Here is a 14,114-nt window from a genome sequence, read left to right as displayed (position 1 = left end):
TCAGTGAACTAATCGCACAGATCTCTAACTTTATGATCAATTTTTTTTGCGCTATCAATAGGCGAATCTTGCGCGGTGTTGATGATCAAATCATAATAGCGCGTGGGGGTAAGTTGCACTTCTTTCTGTTTATCTAATCTAAAACGCTCGATAAAATTATTGCGAAATTTATTTAGCTTGGGAATATAGGGATCTGGTATCCCATTTTTTATCAACGTAGTTATTGCAAATTCAAGTGCATCCTTCAATTCCGTACTTTTTACTGTATCAATAATAAAATCGTCATCATCTTCAGGTAATTTATACAATGATGGAAATTGCTCAAAAGCTAAAAAAGCAAATCTTCTTTCGCGAAAGATACCCGACTCATTGCGCTTTTCAATTCTTTCAATTAAAACATCCACCGGGCAATACAAGAGAACTTTAACCATTTGTAGATCTTGAAAAAAGGTATCAAATTCCTCATATTTCGCTTCGTACTCCATTACAGCATCTATAATGACATCGCGCCCATTTTGCGCGGTCTCTTTAGCTTTGCGGTACATCGGCGGAATTTCTGTAAAAAGAAGTTCTCGTGCTTCGGGCGCAAAATAATGCTCACCCGTTTTTTTGAGTAAATAATCGTGCAGAAAAAGCCAAGGATCAAAACCAGTTTTAAGATCAAGCCCCAATTCAACCGCTTTGGTAACCAGCGCAGCTGGAAACCAATCGTCAACATTAAACAGCACATAATTGGGATTCAGCTCGTGCAATTCATTCAGAACGGACGATTTACCAGCAGAGGAAGTACCATTGAGGAGAATAACTTTTCCAGTTTGCATTGCATCACCTATCCGATTATTTTTCATTAGGATAAGTGTGCGGCAAGTTTTAAATCAGTTGCAAGCATTTGTTCAGATGATTTCTAAACCGTAGGGATTATTCAGCGATCACTTTTTTGATTGAGGGAATGTGCTCTTGCAAAGTGGCTTGAATGCCACCGATGAGCGTATAAAAAGAAAAAGGGCACCCGACACAAGCGCCCTGAAATTTGATATGAACTATATTTTCTTTGATGTCGATAAGTTCGATGTCGCCACCATCAAGCTGAATTTTTGGTCTGATGTGTTCAGCTATGACTTTTTGAACTTGCTGGGCAAGATCAGATTGCGACTGTTCTGTCATTAATTTATACCCATTCCAAACGAGCAATCGTTGCGGTATCGCTCTCACGTTGACCCATTGGAATTACGCGTGTATAACCGCCAGGGCGAGACACGTACTTAGGCGCAATGTCTTTGAATAGTTTGTCGATTGCATCGTTGTTATAAGGAACCAACGAATGAACACGGCGACGAACAGAGAACGTGTTTCCCTGACGAGCTAACGTCACTAATTTTTCTACCATTTTACGTACTTCTTGTACACGAACCTTTGTAGATTCTAAATGACCGTGCATAATTAACGTAATAATTTGATTACGCATAACCGAACGCTTGTGCGACGGTTTCATATTTAATTTTTTTCTACCAATTTGATGTTTCATAGCGGCATCCGGTTTTACGTTTATTTACTCTTCACTGTGCTTGATGAGTCGTTTGACATCATCTTCGCTAATATTCGTACCAAATGAAAGGCCATACGTCTTGAGGCTTTCTTTCACTTCGCTTGCAGATTTGCGACCAAAGTTTTTGATCTTGAGTACTTCGTCTTCCGACATACGTACGATATCAATAACGCGTTTTTTTCCTGCATTAATCAAGCAGTTGTGCGCGCGTACCGATAACTCAAGTTCATCAATCGGTTTGAGCAAAAATTCAGGAGAAATTCCTTTGAGTCCTAAATCGATCGCTTCGATTGCTTTGTGTCCTTTATCTTCATGCGGCATAACCGAAATTTCATTAAACGGAATTTCAGCACTTGCCAAGAAGTGTTCAAGCTGCGTACGAAGTACAGAAACTGCATAGTGCAATACATCGAGCGGATTTTCTGAACCATCAGTATGAATTTTCAGTGTTAATTTATCGTAGTCGATCTCTTTACCAACACGCGTCTTTTCGATTTCGAACGTAACTTGACGCACTGGCGAGAACATCGCATCCATATAAATTTTACCATCTTCTTGCAGCGGCTTATCTTCAGGCCATTGCGCAGGACGATATCCACGACCAGCTTCTACAAAGAATTCGATTTCTAATTTTCCACGTGGCGCCAAATGCGCAATAACGTGATCTTTATTAACCAATTCAATGTGACTATCTGCTTTAATATCGCTAACCTTGATCGCGCCTTCACCTTCTGCGTTCAAACGCATCATTCCCGGAACGCCCTCTTTGTTACGAACAACGATCTCTTTAATATTGAGAACGAGTTGCATCGTATCCTCAACAACGCCTGGCAATGCTGTGAATTCATTGTTCACGCCTTTAATAACCACAGCAGTAATCGCTGACCCTTCAACTGCACCAAGCAATACACGTCGGATTGCGTTACCCAAAGTGATCCCAAATCCGGGTTCCAATGGTTGCGCAACAAGCTCGCCGTAGTTGCTGGTCAACGTCTTTTTGTCCCACGTCAATCGTGGAATGATGAGAGGTTTATACACCTTCTTATTCATGATTCTCCCTACCCGTATTGCTCTGTCTTTACAAACTATGCATTCACTAGCCCGTTGGCATTATTTAGAATACAACTCAACAATCAAGTGTTCTTCCACTGGTTGCTGAATATCTGAACGCACAGGGAAACGCAATACGCGTCCTTTACGATCATTCTTTTCTAGCTCCAACCACTCAGGAACTTTGATCCCAATTTTCAAACGTTTATCAACTACTTGTTCTACAAACGCAGCCTTTTTTTCAACAACTTGAGGAGCTAACGAAATAATATCGTTTAGTTCAACAAGGTATGCTGGCGAATATACTTTTTTGCCATTAACCAAAATATGGCCATGCACAATAATTTGACGCGCTTGTGCACGCGAAACAGAAAGCTTTAAACGATAGATTACGTTATCAAGACGTCGCTCAAGGAGAGACAAAAGAGCTGCGCCTGTTGCTTCCTTACTTTTTGTCGCGATAGTAAAAAAGCGCTTAAATTGACGCTCAGCTACTCCGTACGTACGTTTTACTTTTTGTTTTTCTGCAAGCTGTTTGCCATATTCTGAAGCATTTCGCTTGGTAGATCGTTCCGATTGATCTTGAAGTTTGGTTGTCGCTTTAATTTTCATAGTTTCCCTATATGATCACTAACCCACATTTACTGCTAATCAGGTTATACACGGCGTTTTTTAGCTGGACGGCATCCGTTATGAGGCAACGGAGTTACATCGCGCAATACAGTCACGTTCATCCCTGCTGCTTGCAGTGAACGAACAACTGAGTCACGGCCTGAACCAGGGCCTTGCATATTAACTTCTACTTCTTTAATCCCCATACCCATCATATCTTTTGCAAGCAATGATCCAACCTGAGTCGCCGCATAGGGAGTTCCTTTACGGGAACCTTTAAATCCAAGTCTTCCTGCACTTCCACAGAGGAGTACATCACCATCTTGAGTAGTAATAGAGACTAACGTATTATTAAAACTTGATTTTACATGCGCAATGGCAGAGGTAACTTGACGTTTTACTTTTTTAGTCTTTTTTTTGTAAGCCATGCTACTTTTAAATCCTATTGATTTTTAATTACTTCTTCGTTACCTGACGTTTCAATGCAATAGCACTTCCCGCTTTACGAGGTCCCTTGCGTGTACGCGCATTGGTTCGAGTGCGTTGCCCCCTTACTGGCAATCCCTTTTTATGGCGAGAGCCACGATAAGATCCGATCTCTTGAAGACGTCGAATGTTGAGCATAATTTCTTTGCGAAGCTCACCCTCAGCTTTATAGTTCTGAGAGACTTCCTTAGAAATCGACGCAACTTGTTCGTTTGATAGATCTTTTACACGCGTATCTAAATTAATTTTGAGTTTTCCCAAAATATCGCGTGATGTTTTCAACCCAATTCCGAAAACATAGGTAAGCCCATATTCAATTCGTTTTTTTGGGGGCAAATTAACACCTTCGATTCGTGCCATTTGAAAAATCCTTTTTAAAAATACGTAGAACCCTATTAGCCTTGACGTTGTTTATGCCTTGGGTTCTTTTCACAAATAATTCTTACAGTTCGTTTTCGCTTTACTACCCGACAGTTTGAACATACTTTTTTAACCGATGTCCTCACTTTCATTGCATATACCTCTCAACAATGCGGTGTTGTATTAATTTTTATAACGTAACGTAATCCTACCGCGGTTCAAATCGTACGGAGAAAGCTCAAGAGCGACTTTATCCCCAGGCAGAATTTTAATATAGTGCATTCTCATCTTACCCGAAACATGGCCAAGCACCACGTGCCCACCTTCGATTTCAACGCGAAACATTGCATTTGGCAATGTCTCTTTTACAATCCCATCAACTCGGATTACGTCTTCTTTCTTCTGTTTCATACCACCCTTAATAAGACTTTAGTCTCGTTAATATAAGCGGTTCGCTCTCAGTAACCAAAACGGTATCTTCGATATGAGCCGCCAAACTTTTATCTTTCGTTTTCACTGTCCACGTATCGTGCGTAACGTACACTTCGTAGCTACCCTGCGTAATCATTGGCTCTAATGCAAATGTCATCCCTGGACGCAAAACCGGCCCCCTTCCAGGAGTACCATAGTTTAAAATCTCAGGATCTTCGTGCATATGCTTACCAATGCCATGACCCGCAAAATCACGAACGACGCCAAAGCCGTGAATCTCAACTTCGCTTTGTATTGCATGCGAAATATCGGTAAGTTTATTGCCAGCTTTCGCTTGAGCAATTCCTTTATTCAACGACTCTAACGCAACATGAAGAAGTTTCTCTATGTCGGCAGGCATTTTCCCTACAAAATAAGGACGCGCTGCATCGGCACAATAACCCTTCCACGAGGCACAAATGTCAACTTTTACTAAATCACCAGTTTCAATAATACGCGTGCCTGGTATTCCATGAACAACTTCATCGTTTACTGAGATGCAACTTGAATGCTTATATCCCTTGTAACCCTTAGTTGCCGAAACCATCGACCGCTTGCTTAATTGCGCTGCAATCCACGCATCGATTTCGAGCGTTGTTTTTCCTGGACTTATCACTTGATTAAGTTCATGGAAAATTTCGGCTAAAAATGCACCTGCAGTCTGCATCTTTTGGATAGCGACTTTATTCTTAATAGTTATCATCGATATCCATAAAGCGCGTTTTTAAAATCTACAAACACCTCAGCCAATGGCTTTTCAACATCCAGCTGGGCAATCTGCTTTCCTTGCTGCTCATAATATTCTATAAGCGGCTTTGCATAGCCATGATAAGCTTTCAATCGCTCTTTAACAACATTGCCGCCATCATCTGATCGGCGAACTAACTTGGAAGAACAACGATCGCAAATGCCAGCCTCTTTAGGCTTAAGCGCATCCTGAGCTGCTGAATATACCGTTTGGCAATCTTTATTCTCACAAACAAATCGAGCTGCTAGACGATCAATGAGTATTTCATCAGAAACCGCTAGTTTTACGAGCTTGAAGTTCAAAATAGATGCATACTTTTTCAAAATTTCATCGAGCGCTTGCGCTTGAAAAACACTTCGAGGAAAACCGTCTAGGATAACCCCTGAATGTTGATCAATTTGCTCAAGCAACCACTGCTCAACCATACTCACGATGAGCCGATCTTCCACTAATTTACCAGATTTAATGGAAAAATCTATTTCCTGGCCTATTTGAGTGCCTGCTGCAATGTGTTTTCTGCAAAGAAATCCGGTTGATAGTTGAACCCACCCTAATTCATCCACGCACAGCTGCGATAATGAGCCTTTACCTGCCCCGGGGGGACCAATGAAAACTATCAACTCTTTCTGACTGTTCACCGCGCTATCCTGCTTTTGAGTCTACCTGATGTTAAAAAACCTTCATAACGATGCTCAATAAGGTAAGATTCAATCTGTGCTGATGTTTCAAGTGCAACACCAACGACAATCAAGAGAGACGTTCCACCCAAGTAGAATGGCATCTTAAACAGCATGTACATAAAATTTGGAAGGAGCGCTAAGCAGGCTAGATAAATTGCACCTACAAGCCCAATTCTATTGAGAATGTAATTGAAAAAATCAGCTGTTTGCTTACCGGGACGTATTCCAAGAATATACCCACCACTCTTTTTAATATTTTCAGCTAATTCTTCTGGATTGAATACCAATGCGGTATAAAAGAACGAGAAGAATACGATAAGAACAAATTCAATAACGTTAAATAATACTGCTCCAGGTGCGATCATCTCAGCAAATTTTCTGAAAATATCATGCCTAGAAGAAAGCATCACTGCTAACGTCGCCGGTAATTGAAGTACAGAAGATGCTAAGATTACAGGCATAATCCCTGCAGTATTAATTTTAAACGGTATATAGGTGCTTTGACCGCCATACATGCGCTGGCCAATAATGCGACGCGCGTATTGCACCGGCACTTTTCGTTCACCTTTTTCAAGATAGACGATACATGCCGTGATCAAAACAAAAATAAGCAAAATAAGAATTGCCTGCCACAATTCCATGGTTCCGATATCTACAAGCGCCTTGGTCTTGATAATATATTCAGGAAACCGTGAAACGATACCTGCAAAAACGATCATAGAGCTACCGTTGCCTATGCCGAAAAGCGAAATTTGATCGCCTAACCACATCACAAATAGTGATCCAACGGTTAAAGAAAGTACAAACATAAACCTAAAGCCCCAACCAGGCGTAAACGCCAAGTTCGCACTTTCTAAGTAAACCGCGTAGCCGTAGCTATACATAATACTTAGGCCGATTGCCAGGTAACGTGTGTACTGATTAATGATTTTTTTGCCATACTCACCTTCTTTGAGCAATTGCTCAAAATAAGGCACCGTCATACCAAGCATCTGCATCATAATTGAGGCAGTAATATAAGGCATTATTCCGAGGGCAAAAAGCGTTGATTTGCTCAATGCACCACCAGAAAAAACATCCAAATAGCTTAATAAACCACCAACCCCTGTTGCTCGCTTCATATGCTCACCAAGCATAGGCACATTCACTCCGATTACCGGAATGTACGTACCAAGTCGATCAATTATCAGAACTCCAAGGGTAAAAAGGATCTTTTTTCTGAGTTCAGGGATCAGAAAAATGTTTTTAAAGTTCTTTAAGATGACCACTACTTCAAATCTCCTTTACTAGTTCAACCTTACCACCAACCGCTTCAATCATTGCAATTGCTGCTTTACTTGCTGCATGAACATGAACAACTAATTTCTTAGAAAGAGTACCGCCAGCGAGCAACTTTATTGGTGATTTTCCAAGAACAACGCCTTCTTTAGTTAGCATTTCTCTTGTTACTTGATCACCAGCTTCACAACGCTCTTCTAGCGTACCAATATTCACGATCTCAAATTTATTTGCGAAGTTATAATTATTAAATCCGCGTTTTGGCAAGCGGCGGGTCAAAGGCATTTGGCCACCTTCAAAGGCGGTTCTTACCTTAGATTTTCCACCAGTTCTTGCTTTCTGACCTTTATGACCTTTGCCAGATGTTCCACCGCGGCTACCGCCACGACCAATGCGTTTTCTTTTTTTAACCAAAGGTGTTAATTCATTAAGCTGAAACATGGCTGCCCTTCATTATTTCTTTAGCTGTTTTGCCTCTTAACTTGGTCATTTGATTCAAGGTGCGAAGCTTAGCGAGTGCATTTAGCGTAGCTTTAACCACGTTTTGCTTGTTTGAAGAACCAAGTGATTTTGCAAGAATATCTTCAACGCCTGCTGCCTTCATAATCGCGCGAACTGCTCCACCTGCAATAACGCCGGTACCTTTGCATGCTGATTTGAGAATAACGCGGCTTGCACCATGTTTGCCCATCACATCATAAGGAATGGTCGTACTACGAACTGGAATGCTAAACATTGAACGACGCGCTTTTGTTGTTGCTTTAGCAATCGCGCTTGAAACTTCGCGGCTGCTTCCTGTTCCAATGCCAACACTTCCTTCTTGATCACCCGATACGACAAATGCTGAGAATGAAAATCTCTTACCGCCTTTAGTAACTTTGGTTACTCTGCGCACACTTACGACCGAATCAACAAATACTTTTTCTTTACGCTCTTGTGCCATCTAGTTCCTATCAAAATCTTATAAGCTCAATCCACCTTCACGCATACCATCAGCGAGCGCCTTAACACGCCCGTGATACAAGAATGCTCCGCGATCGAATGCAACGCGATCAACACCCTTGCCAACAGCACGCTTAGCCAATTCTAACCCTACTGCTTTTGCTACTGCTGATTTGTCACCCTTGAGCGTTTTTAGCTCCAAAGATGAGCAACTAACGAGCGTCTTACCAGCTACGTCATCAATAATTTGGCCATAAATGTGGCTTGCGCTTCTAAATACTGTTGCGCGAGGTAATCCACTGGCTTTTACCGCTTTTCTAACTCTAAGAGCACGCTTTACTTTTCTGTGCGCTAATTTTCTTACGATCGACACGTTAATTCCCTATGTTCAATTATGCAGCTTTTGTCTTGCCAGCTTTACGAATAATTACTTCACCAGCTAACTTAATACCTGTTCCCTTGTACGGCTCAGGTGGTCTCAATGCGCGAATTTGACTGCTCACTAAGCCAACAAGTTCCTTGTTTGGGCCTTCAACAGTCACTAACTGACCTGTTTTGTCTGCCGTAACGTTAACGCCTTCAGGAACAACAAAATTTATTTTATGGCTATACCCCAAAGAAAAAACAATGTTTTTTCCAGAGACTGCCGCCTTAAAACCCAACCCTGTAATATTAATTTCTTGCTTGAAACCTTCGGCGCTGCCTTTAATTTCGTTAGCTAAAATCGCACGATGCATACCCCAAAGCATTTTGTTTTCGCGCGTCAGCTGCTTGCAAGTAATTGTTAAAAACTTATCTGCAACTTCCGCTTTCAATGCTTCTGGCAGCTCATGAGAGCCTGATGATTTTTTACCTTTGTAATCAACAACGTTTCCTTTAATTTCAATAGAAACGCCATCGAGTGCTATCGGTTTTCTTCCAATCTTAGACATAGTTTCCCTTCCTACCAAACAGAGCAGATAACTTCCCCGCCTACTGATAATGCTTTTGCTTGTTTATCAGTCATTATCCCTTTATTGGTGGTGAGGATAGAGATGCCAAATTTTCCAATAATCGGTTTAATACTTGTTGAATTTACGTAGTAGCGACGCGCTGGGCGGCTTCTTCTCGTAATTTCATGAATAACCGATTCGCCATCAACGTACTTTAAAATAATTTTTATCTTTTTTTGAGCAGCATCTTGATCGAATACTTCAAAAGATCTGATGAACCCTTCGTTTTGCAAAACTTGGGCAACGCTCATCTTGATATTTGAGGATGGTGCAACGACAAACGGCTTACCTAGTGCAATACCGTTACGAATAATCGTCAAAAAATCACCAATTGAATCTATAGACATAGTTTAATTTCCTTTATGATGCCTTACCAACTTGCCTTCTTGACACCTGGAAGCACGCCATCCAACGCCAATTTTCTAAAACACATACGACACATATTGAAAATTCTCATGAAGGCGCGTGGTCTTCCACACAACTTACAGCGATTACGCTGTCTTGTTGCAAATTTTGGTGTTTTTTCTGATTTTTCAATCATCGCTTTACGAGCCATGGTTTACCTCATTTCGCTTTCGTTTGACGGAACGGCATACCAAAAGCCTTTAGCAAAGCGTGTCCGTGCTCATCAGATATTGCTGTTGTCTGAATAGTTACATTGAGCCCAACAGCTTTGGTATCAACGCCACTTTCAACTTCCGGAAAGATGCTCGTCGCATCCTTAATGCCAAGGTTATAATTACCTCTGCCATCAAGTTTCGGCGTAACTCCTTGAAAGTCTTTAACTTTTGGTAAAGCCAAATTAATCAAACGATCAAGAAAGCTATACATTACATCACCACGCAGTGTAACCATAACACCAAGCGGCATTCCTTCACGAATCTTAAAACCCGCGATTGATGTTCGAGCAAGCGTTCTAACTGGTTTTTGGCCTGATATTTTTTCAATCAATTCGCCAATTATTTTTAGAACTTTGCTATCGGAGACTGCTTCTTTTGCTCCAACGTTAATAACGACTTTATTAACCTTTGGAACTTCCATAATATTTGAAAGTCCAAGCTCTTTTTGAAGCTGAGGACGTATAGTTTTATTATATGACTCTTTTAAACGAGCTGTGGCCATTGAAACCCTTAAATTCTAAAATGCTTCTTTGCATTTATTGCAAGTGCGAACTCTTGTTCCATCTTCCATTGTTTTGACATTGACTCGAACTGCTTTATGGCAGGCTGTGCAAATAGGCATTACCTTTGACACATGAAAATAAGATTCTTGCTGTTTAATTCCAGCAGTTTCACCTTGTTTTCGTGCTTTTGCATGCTTGGTTACAAGACCAAGATCTTTAACCATTACTTTATCTTTTTTGGGTAAAATTTCAATTACTTTACCCTTTTTACCATCGTCTTTGCCACCGAGAATAACCACGGTATCATTTTCTTTAACACGCATCATAAAGATACCCCCCGTTACACAACTTCTTGAGCTTTAGAAATAATTTCTGGATAATTTTTACGTACTTCTCGAGCTATTGGACCAAAAATACGCGTACCGACAGGTGCACCGTCTTTTATAATCACTGCAGCATTGTCACCAAAACGTATGTAGCTGCCATCTTCTCGTCGGAATTCTTTTGCCGTGCGAACAATAACCGCTTCTACCACTTCGCTCTTTTTTACCGTGCCACCAGGAATTGCAACTTTAACAGCACATTTAATTCTATCGCCAACGCGAGCAAATCTTTTGCCGGTACTGCCAACAATGTGAATACATTGCATCCATTTTGCGCCAGAGTTATCCGCAACCACGAGATAAGTTTGCTTTTGGATCATATTCAGAACCTCTTAATTATCTGTCATTTACGCTTGCATCTTAACAACACGCGCCAAGTACATATATTTTGTTTTTGAAACAGGACGCCCTTCGTAGAACTCTACGGTATCCCCAACTTGCGCCTGTCCATTTTCATCATGGACTTTATATTTTTTTACCGACCTCATTACTTTTTGTACTTTCGCGTTACGATAAGTACGCTCATGCTCAACAACGATAGTCTTGTCCATCTTGTTAGATACAACAATTCCGCGAAGGACATTTTTTACTTTTTGTTCTGAACTTACCATAAGAACCTTTTCTCTCAACCTAGCTGCTCAGACTTATCACGCATTTGCGTTAAGCCTCGTGCAATGTTTTTTCTCAGTTTCTTAAATTGCGAATAATCTTTAGTTGGCTGCGTAGCTGCAGACAAACGTAAGCTGAAAAGCTCCGCTCTCTGTGCTTCAACATACTTATAAAGATCTTCACCACTCATATTTTTAAAATCCAACTCATTCTTAGCCATTGTCATCCGTCTTCTTTACAAATTGGGTTTTCATCGGAAGCTTATATGCTGCGAGCCTGAAAAGCTCTTTAGCTTCACTCTCTGGCAACCCTTCAATTTCAAACATAATACGGCCGCGCTTAACTGCGGCAACCCAAAACTCTGGATTACCCTTACCTTTACCCATACGCGTTTCGGCTGGCTTCTTTGTTACCGGCTTATCTGGGAAAACTCTTAGGAAAAGTTTACCGTTTTTTTGCAAGCCTCGTGAAATAGTAATTCGAACAGCCTCAATCACTTGCGCAGTAAGGCGTGCTGGTTCTACTGCCTTCAGGCCATAGTTTCCAAAGAAAAGCTCGCGACAACCTTTTGAAAGGCCCTTGAGTCTTCCCTTTTGCACTTTACGAAATTTAGTTTTTTTTGGCATTAACATAGTGTCAATCTCTCATGCTTTACTGTTGCACTTCGCCTTTGCAAATCCAAGCCTTGACACCAATGATGCCATAAGTTGTTTTTGCTTCAGCAAAACCATAGTCGATATCTGAACGCAAGGTATGCAACGGAAGCTGGCCAAAACGCTCATATTCTTCACGCGCAATTTCAGCACCACCTAAACGACCGGCGCAACGTACTTTAATACCCTTAGCGCCTGCTCGCATCGCTGAAGCTACTGCTTTTTTCATAGCAGATTTGAAGCTACCGCGTTTTTCTAATTGTGCTGCGATATTTTTTGCAACCAGAGTCGCATCTAATTCAGGAGATTTAACTTCTTGAACCGATATCTCAACGTTTGGTCTTTTCAAGAAATTCGAAATATCTTTTTTCAATGTTTCGATATCTTGGCCGCCCTTACCGATGATCACACCAGGTCTTCCTGAGTGGATAATCACCTTAACACTGTCGTCGCCTGCTTTTTCGATTTCAACACGCGCTACTTCAGCATTATCTAAGTAACGATTGAGGAATCTACGAAGTTTCACGTCTTCAATAATTTGCTTACCGTACGATTTTCGCGCAAACCAACGCGCATCCCAATCACGATAAACACCTATTCTAAAACCTTTTGGATTAACTTTTTGACCCACTGTATACCTCTTATTTGCCCAGACGTTCTAAGATTACACTCAAATGGCAGAGCCGTTTTCTTTGAATATTCGCTCGACCCATCGCTCCTGGCTTATAATAGCGGATAATTGGGCCTTCATCAATGCGCAAATCTTTGATCACCAAGTCATTTGGCGACAATTCATTTAAGTTTTTAGCATTTGCGACAGCCGACATAAGCATCTTTTTCAAAGGTACCGATCGACGAGTTTTATACGTTTCAAGCCAATGTAGAGCATACTGCGCATTTTTTCCTCGGATCACGTCGGCCAAGGGGCGCAATTTGTAAGGCGAGTAACGTACAAATTTAGCTTTGGCACTAAATTGCATTTTGTTCCTTATTTGCAAAATCTAAAGTTTTTTCCTGTTATACATCTAATTGTATTAATTTACTGTACCTGAATTATGACTCTGGGGCAACTCCGGCTTGACGTTGGCCACTATGAACTCTAAAGGTTCTGGTTGGCGAAAATTCGCCCAGATAATGTCCCACCATATTTTCTGTAACAAAAACAGGAATAAACTTCTTACCATTGTGAACCGCAATAGTAAGACCTACAAAATCAGGAATTACCATGCTTCTTCGTGACCAGGTTTTAATAACTTCTCGTTTTCCAGAAGTTTTTGCCTGTTCTACTTTTTTTATTAGTGACTCGTCTACGAACGGGCCCTTTTTAATCGATCTTGCCATTGGTTACCTTAAATTATTTACGTCTTTTTAAAATCAATGGATTCTTTCTACGACGCGTTCTGGTACCTTTGCATCCCTTACCCCATGGAGTTGTAGGATGAGAACCAGATTTAGAACGACCTTCACCACCACCATGAGGGTGATCAACAGGGTTCATCGCCATACCGCGAACCGTTGGTCTAATACCCATTTGGCGCGTACGCCCAGCTTTACCAATAACGATGTTCTTATGCTCAGCATTTCCAAGCATGCCAACCGTTGCCCAACACTCGAGATTAATCTTTCTAATCTCTCCAGATGGCATCTTTAATGTAGCATACTCATTTTCTTTAGCTAGAACTTGCGCTCCAAGGCCAGCACTACGTACGAGCTTGCCGCCGCCGCCGGGCTTGATTTCGATATTGTGAACCACAAAACCGACAGGAATATTGCGCAATGGCAGGCAATTCCCTACTTTTGGGTCAACATTCTGACCAGCAGCAACTGTATGCCCTACACTCAAATTTTGAGGAAGAAGCATGTATGCCTTTGAACCATTGGCATAGGAAACTAATGCTATGCGAACGTTACGATTTGGATCGTACTCGATCGCCATAACTTTACCTTCAACATCTCTGCATGAGCGCATAAAATCGATCATACGGTATTTGCGCATCGCGCCACCGCCTCTATGGCGCACCGTGATGCGTCCATAGGCGTTTCTACCACCTTTTTTTCTCAACCCAAAAACGAGTGATTTCTCAGGTGATTTTTTCGTTATATCTTCAGAAGTTAAAAAACTTTGAAATCGTAACGAAGCATTTCTTGGTTTTCTTGTGATTACTGCCATTGTTTATCCTT

The 14,114-nt window shown here is 41.2% G+C and carries 28 protein-coding genes; all 28 read right to left on the bottom strand.

Annotated elements, in window-relative coordinates:
* Positions 1-8 precede the first annotated feature (8 nt).
* Positions 9-821, bottom strand: a complete 813-nt coding sequence (locus tag HYX58_01465; protein MBI2774654.1) for an AAA family ATPase — start codon at positions 819-821, stop codon at positions 9-11.
* A gap of 97 nt (positions 822-918) precedes the next feature.
* Positions 919-1,164, bottom strand: a complete 246-nt coding sequence (locus tag HYX58_01460; GenBank protein MBI2774653.1) for a NifU family protein — start codon at positions 1,162-1,164, stop codon at positions 919-921.
* A gap of 4 nt (positions 1,165-1,168) precedes the next feature.
* Complete coding sequence (gene rplQ / locus HYX58_01455; protein MBI2774652.1) at positions 1,169-1,525, bottom strand: 50S ribosomal protein L17; 357 nt, start codon at positions 1,523-1,525, stop codon at positions 1,169-1,171.
* 24 nt (positions 1,526-1,549) lie between these two features.
* Positions 1,550-2,596, bottom strand: coding sequence for a DNA-directed RNA polymerase subunit alpha (locus tag HYX58_01450; GenBank protein ID MBI2774651.1), 1,047 nt, complete (start codon positions 2,594-2,596; stop codon positions 1,550-1,552).
* 60 nt (positions 2,597-2,656) lie between these two features.
* On the bottom strand, positions 2,657-3,208 hold the full coding sequence (gene rpsD / locus HYX58_01445; GenBank protein ID MBI2774650.1) for a 30S ribosomal protein S4: 552 nt from the start codon (positions 3,206-3,208) through the stop codon (positions 2,657-2,659).
* Between the two features lie 44 nt (positions 3,209-3,252).
* Positions 3,253-3,636, bottom strand: coding sequence for a 30S ribosomal protein S11 (rpsK, locus tag HYX58_01440; protein ID MBI2774649.1), 384 nt, complete (start codon positions 3,634-3,636; stop codon positions 3,253-3,255).
* Positions 3,637-3,664: 28 nt separating this feature from the next.
* Complete coding sequence (gene rpsM, locus HYX58_01435; GenBank protein MBI2774648.1) at positions 3,665-4,054, bottom strand: 30S ribosomal protein S13; 390 nt, start codon at positions 4,052-4,054, stop codon at positions 3,665-3,667.
* A gap of 35 nt (positions 4,055-4,089) precedes the next feature.
* Positions 4,090-4,206 carry a 50S ribosomal protein L36 gene (rpmJ, locus tag HYX58_01430; GenBank protein ID MBI2774647.1) on the bottom strand — a complete coding sequence of 39 codons (117 nt, stop codon included), beginning with the start codon at positions 4,204-4,206 and terminating at the stop codon, positions 4,090-4,092.
* Positions 4,207-4,237: 31 nt separating this feature from the next.
* Complete coding sequence (gene infA / locus HYX58_01425; protein MBI2774646.1) at positions 4,238-4,465, bottom strand: translation initiation factor IF-1; 228 nt, start codon at positions 4,463-4,465, stop codon at positions 4,238-4,240.
* Between the two features lie 7 nt (positions 4,466-4,472).
* A complete protein-coding gene (gene map / locus HYX58_01420; GenBank protein MBI2774645.1) occupies positions 4,473-5,228 on the bottom strand; it encodes a type I methionyl aminopeptidase in 756 nt (251 codons plus the stop codon).
* Positions 5,225-5,911 carry a nucleoside monophosphate kinase gene (locus HYX58_01415; protein MBI2774644.1) on the bottom strand — a complete coding sequence of 229 codons (687 nt, stop codon included), beginning with the start codon at positions 5,909-5,911 and terminating at the stop codon, positions 5,225-5,227. The genes map and HYX58_01415 overlap by 4 nt, the downstream gene beginning before the upstream one ends.
* Positions 5,908-7,221 (bottom strand): preprotein translocase subunit SecY, encoded by a 1,314-nt coding sequence (secY, locus tag HYX58_01410; GenBank protein ID MBI2774643.1) that lies wholly within the window; start codon positions 7,219-7,221, stop codon positions 5,908-5,910. Before secY ends, HYX58_01415 begins: the two co-directional genes overlap by 4 nt.
* 4 nt (positions 7,222-7,225) lie before the next feature.
* Positions 7,226-7,672 (bottom strand): 50S ribosomal protein L15, encoded by a 447-nt coding sequence (gene rplO / locus HYX58_01405; GenBank protein MBI2774642.1) that lies wholly within the window; start codon positions 7,670-7,672, stop codon positions 7,226-7,228.
* The gene (rpsE, locus tag HYX58_01400; GenBank protein MBI2774641.1) at positions 7,659-8,174 is read right to left on the bottom strand and encodes a 30S ribosomal protein S5; all 516 of its coding nucleotides are present in this window, start codon (positions 8,172-8,174) and stop codon (positions 7,659-7,661) included. The genes rplO and rpsE overlap by 14 nt, the downstream gene beginning before the upstream one ends.
* Positions 8,175-8,192: 18 nt before the next feature.
* Positions 8,193-8,546: a 50S ribosomal protein L18 gene (locus tag HYX58_01395; GenBank protein MBI2774640.1), complete on the bottom strand. Its 354-nt coding sequence runs from the start codon at positions 8,544-8,546 to the stop codon at positions 8,193-8,195.
* Positions 8,547-8,565: 19 nt separating this feature from the next.
* Positions 8,566-9,105 carry a 50S ribosomal protein L6 gene (gene rplF / locus HYX58_01390; protein MBI2774639.1) on the bottom strand — a complete coding sequence of 180 codons (540 nt, stop codon included), beginning with the start codon at positions 9,103-9,105 and terminating at the stop codon, positions 8,566-8,568.
* An 11-nt stretch (positions 9,106-9,116) separates the two neighbouring features.
* Positions 9,117-9,512, bottom strand: coding sequence for a 30S ribosomal protein S8 (gene rpsH / locus HYX58_01385; GenBank protein MBI2774638.1), 396 nt, complete (start codon positions 9,510-9,512; stop codon positions 9,117-9,119).
* A 23-nt stretch (positions 9,513-9,535) separates the two neighbouring features.
* Complete coding sequence (locus HYX58_01380) at positions 9,536-9,721, bottom strand: type Z 30S ribosomal protein S14 (GenBank protein ID MBI2774637.1); 186 nt, start codon at positions 9,719-9,721, stop codon at positions 9,536-9,538.
* Positions 9,722-9,729: 8 nt separating this feature from the next.
* Complete coding sequence (gene rplE, locus HYX58_01375) at positions 9,730-10,287, bottom strand: 50S ribosomal protein L5 (protein MBI2774636.1); 558 nt, start codon at positions 10,285-10,287, stop codon at positions 9,730-9,732.
* A 15-nt stretch (positions 10,288-10,302) separates the two neighbouring features.
* Positions 10,303-10,614 (bottom strand): 50S ribosomal protein L24, encoded by a 312-nt coding sequence (locus HYX58_01370; protein ID MBI2774635.1) that lies wholly within the window; start codon positions 10,612-10,614, stop codon positions 10,303-10,305.
* Between the two features lie 14 nt (positions 10,615-10,628).
* Positions 10,629-10,991 (bottom strand): 50S ribosomal protein L14, encoded by a 363-nt coding sequence (rplN, locus tag HYX58_01365; GenBank protein ID MBI2774634.1) that lies wholly within the window; start codon positions 10,989-10,991, stop codon positions 10,629-10,631.
* 27 nt (positions 10,992-11,018) lie between these two features.
* On the bottom strand, positions 11,019-11,282 hold the full coding sequence (gene rpsQ, locus HYX58_01360; GenBank protein MBI2774633.1) for a 30S ribosomal protein S17: 264 nt from the start codon (positions 11,280-11,282) through the stop codon (positions 11,019-11,021).
* Positions 11,283-11,296: 14 nt separating this feature from the next.
* Positions 11,297-11,506, bottom strand: coding sequence for a 50S ribosomal protein L29 (gene rpmC / locus HYX58_01355; protein MBI2774632.1), 210 nt, complete (start codon positions 11,504-11,506; stop codon positions 11,297-11,299).
* Entirely contained in the window at positions 11,493-11,912 is a 420-nt protein-coding gene (rplP, locus tag HYX58_01350; protein MBI2774631.1) for a 50S ribosomal protein L16, read from the bottom strand. Before rplP ends, rpmC begins: the two co-directional genes overlap by 14 nt.
* A gap of 19 nt (positions 11,913-11,931) precedes the next feature.
* Complete coding sequence (rpsC, locus tag HYX58_01345; protein MBI2774630.1) at positions 11,932-12,564, bottom strand: 30S ribosomal protein S3; 633 nt, start codon at positions 12,562-12,564, stop codon at positions 11,932-11,934.
* Positions 12,565-12,574: 10 nt separating this feature from the next.
* Entirely contained in the window at positions 12,575-12,913 is a 339-nt protein-coding gene (rplV, locus tag HYX58_01340) for a 50S ribosomal protein L22 (protein MBI2774629.1), read from the bottom strand.
* Positions 12,914-12,986: 73 nt separating this feature from the next.
* Complete coding sequence (rpsS, locus tag HYX58_01335) at positions 12,987-13,274, bottom strand: 30S ribosomal protein S19 (protein ID MBI2774628.1); 288 nt, start codon at positions 13,272-13,274, stop codon at positions 12,987-12,989.
* A gap of 13 nt (positions 13,275-13,287) precedes the next feature.
* On the bottom strand, positions 13,288-14,103 hold the full coding sequence (rplB, locus tag HYX58_01330) for a 50S ribosomal protein L2 (protein MBI2774627.1): 816 nt from the start codon (positions 14,101-14,103) through the stop codon (positions 13,288-13,290).
* Between the last annotated feature and the right edge of the window lie 11 nt (positions 14,104-14,114).

The sequence above is a fragment of the Candidatus Dependentiae bacterium genome, from assembly GCA_016191325.1.
Taxonomy (GTDB): Bacteria; Babelota; Babeliae; order Babelales; family JACPOV01; genus JACPOV01.
The sequence above is the reverse complement of the archived record's forward strand: the minus strand, read 5'-3'. Positions and strand labels throughout refer to the sequence as shown.

Bases quoted from the DNA above. Each gene is read 5' to 3' on its own strand.
- map (MBI2774645.1), bottom strand. From the start codon at position 5,228: ATGATAACTATTAAGAATAAAGTCGCTATCCAAAAGATGCAGACTGCA.
- HYX58_01460 (MBI2774653.1), bottom strand. From the start codon at position 1,164: ATGACAGAACAGTCGCAATCTGATCTTGCCCAGCAAGTTCAAAAAGTC.
- rplB (MBI2774627.1), bottom strand. From the start codon at position 14,103: ATGGCAGTAATCACAAGAAAACCAAGAAATGCTTCGTTACGATTTCAA.
- rplE (MBI2774636.1), bottom strand. From the start codon at position 10,287: ATGGCCACAGCTCGTTTAAAAGAGTCATATAATAAAACTATACGTCCT.
- rpsD (MBI2774650.1), bottom strand. From the start codon at position 3,208: ATGAAAATTAAAGCGACAACCAAACTTCAAGATCAATCGGAACGATCT.
- rpsQ (MBI2774633.1), bottom strand. From the start codon at position 11,282: ATGGTAAGTTCAGAACAAAAAGTAAAAAATGTCCTTCGCGGAATTGTT.
- rpsS (MBI2774628.1), bottom strand. From the start codon at position 13,274: ATGGCAAGATCGATTAAAAAGGGCCCGTTCGTAGACGAGTCACTAATA.
- rplP (MBI2774631.1), bottom strand. From the start codon at position 11,912: ATGTTAATGCCAAAAAAAACTAAATTTCGTAAAGTGCAAAAGGGAAGA.
- rpsE (MBI2774641.1), bottom strand. From the start codon at position 8,174: ATGGCACAAGAGCGTAAAGAAAAAGTATTTGTTGATTCGGTCGTAAGT.
- rpsM (MBI2774648.1), bottom strand. From the start codon at position 4,054: ATGGCACGAATCGAAGGTGTTAATTTGCCCCCAAAAAAACGAATTGAA.
- rplF (MBI2774639.1), bottom strand. From the start codon at position 9,105: ATGTCTAAGATTGGAAGAAAACCGATAGCACTCGATGGCGTTTCTATT.
- rplV (MBI2774629.1), bottom strand. From the start codon at position 12,913: ATGCAATTTAGTGCCAAAGCTAAATTTGTACGTTACTCGCCTTACAAA.
- rpsK (MBI2774649.1), bottom strand. From the start codon at position 3,636: ATGGCTTACAAAAAAAAGACTAAAAAAGTAAAACGTCAAGTTACCTCT.
- rplO (MBI2774642.1), bottom strand. From the start codon at position 7,672: ATGTTTCAGCTTAATGAATTAACACCTTTGGTTAAAAAAAGAAAACGC.
- HYX58_01380 (MBI2774637.1), bottom strand. From the start codon at position 9,721: ATGGCTCGTAAAGCGATGATTGAAAAATCAGAAAAAACACCAAAATTT.
- rpmJ (MBI2774647.1), bottom strand. From the start codon at position 4,206: ATGAAAGTGAGGACATCGGTTAAAAAAGTATGTTCAAACTGTCGGGTA.
- HYX58_01450 (MBI2774651.1), bottom strand. From the start codon at position 2,596: ATGAATAAGAAGGTGTATAAACCTCTCATCATTCCACGATTGACGTGG.
- HYX58_01465 (MBI2774654.1), bottom strand. From the start codon at position 821: ATGCAAACTGGAAAAGTTATTCTCCTCAATGGTACTTCCTCTGCTGGT.
- HYX58_01370 (MBI2774635.1), bottom strand. From the start codon at position 10,614: ATGATGCGTGTTAAAGAAAATGATACCGTGGTTATTCTCGGTGGCAAA.
- rpsH (MBI2774638.1), bottom strand. From the start codon at position 9,512: ATGTCTATAGATTCAATTGGTGATTTTTTGACGATTATTCGTAACGGT.
- infA (MBI2774646.1), bottom strand. From the start codon at position 4,465: ATGAAACAGAAGAAAGAAGACGTAATCCGAGTTGATGGGATTGTAAAA.
- rplN (MBI2774634.1), bottom strand. From the start codon at position 10,991: ATGATCCAAAAGCAAACTTATCTCGTGGTTGCGGATAACTCTGGCGCA.
- rplQ (MBI2774652.1), bottom strand. From the start codon at position 1,525: ATGAAACATCAAATTGGTAGAAAAAAATTAAATATGAAACCGTCGCAC.
- rpmC (MBI2774632.1), bottom strand. From the start codon at position 11,506: ATGACAATGGCTAAGAATGAGTTGGATTTTAAAAATATGAGTGGTGAA.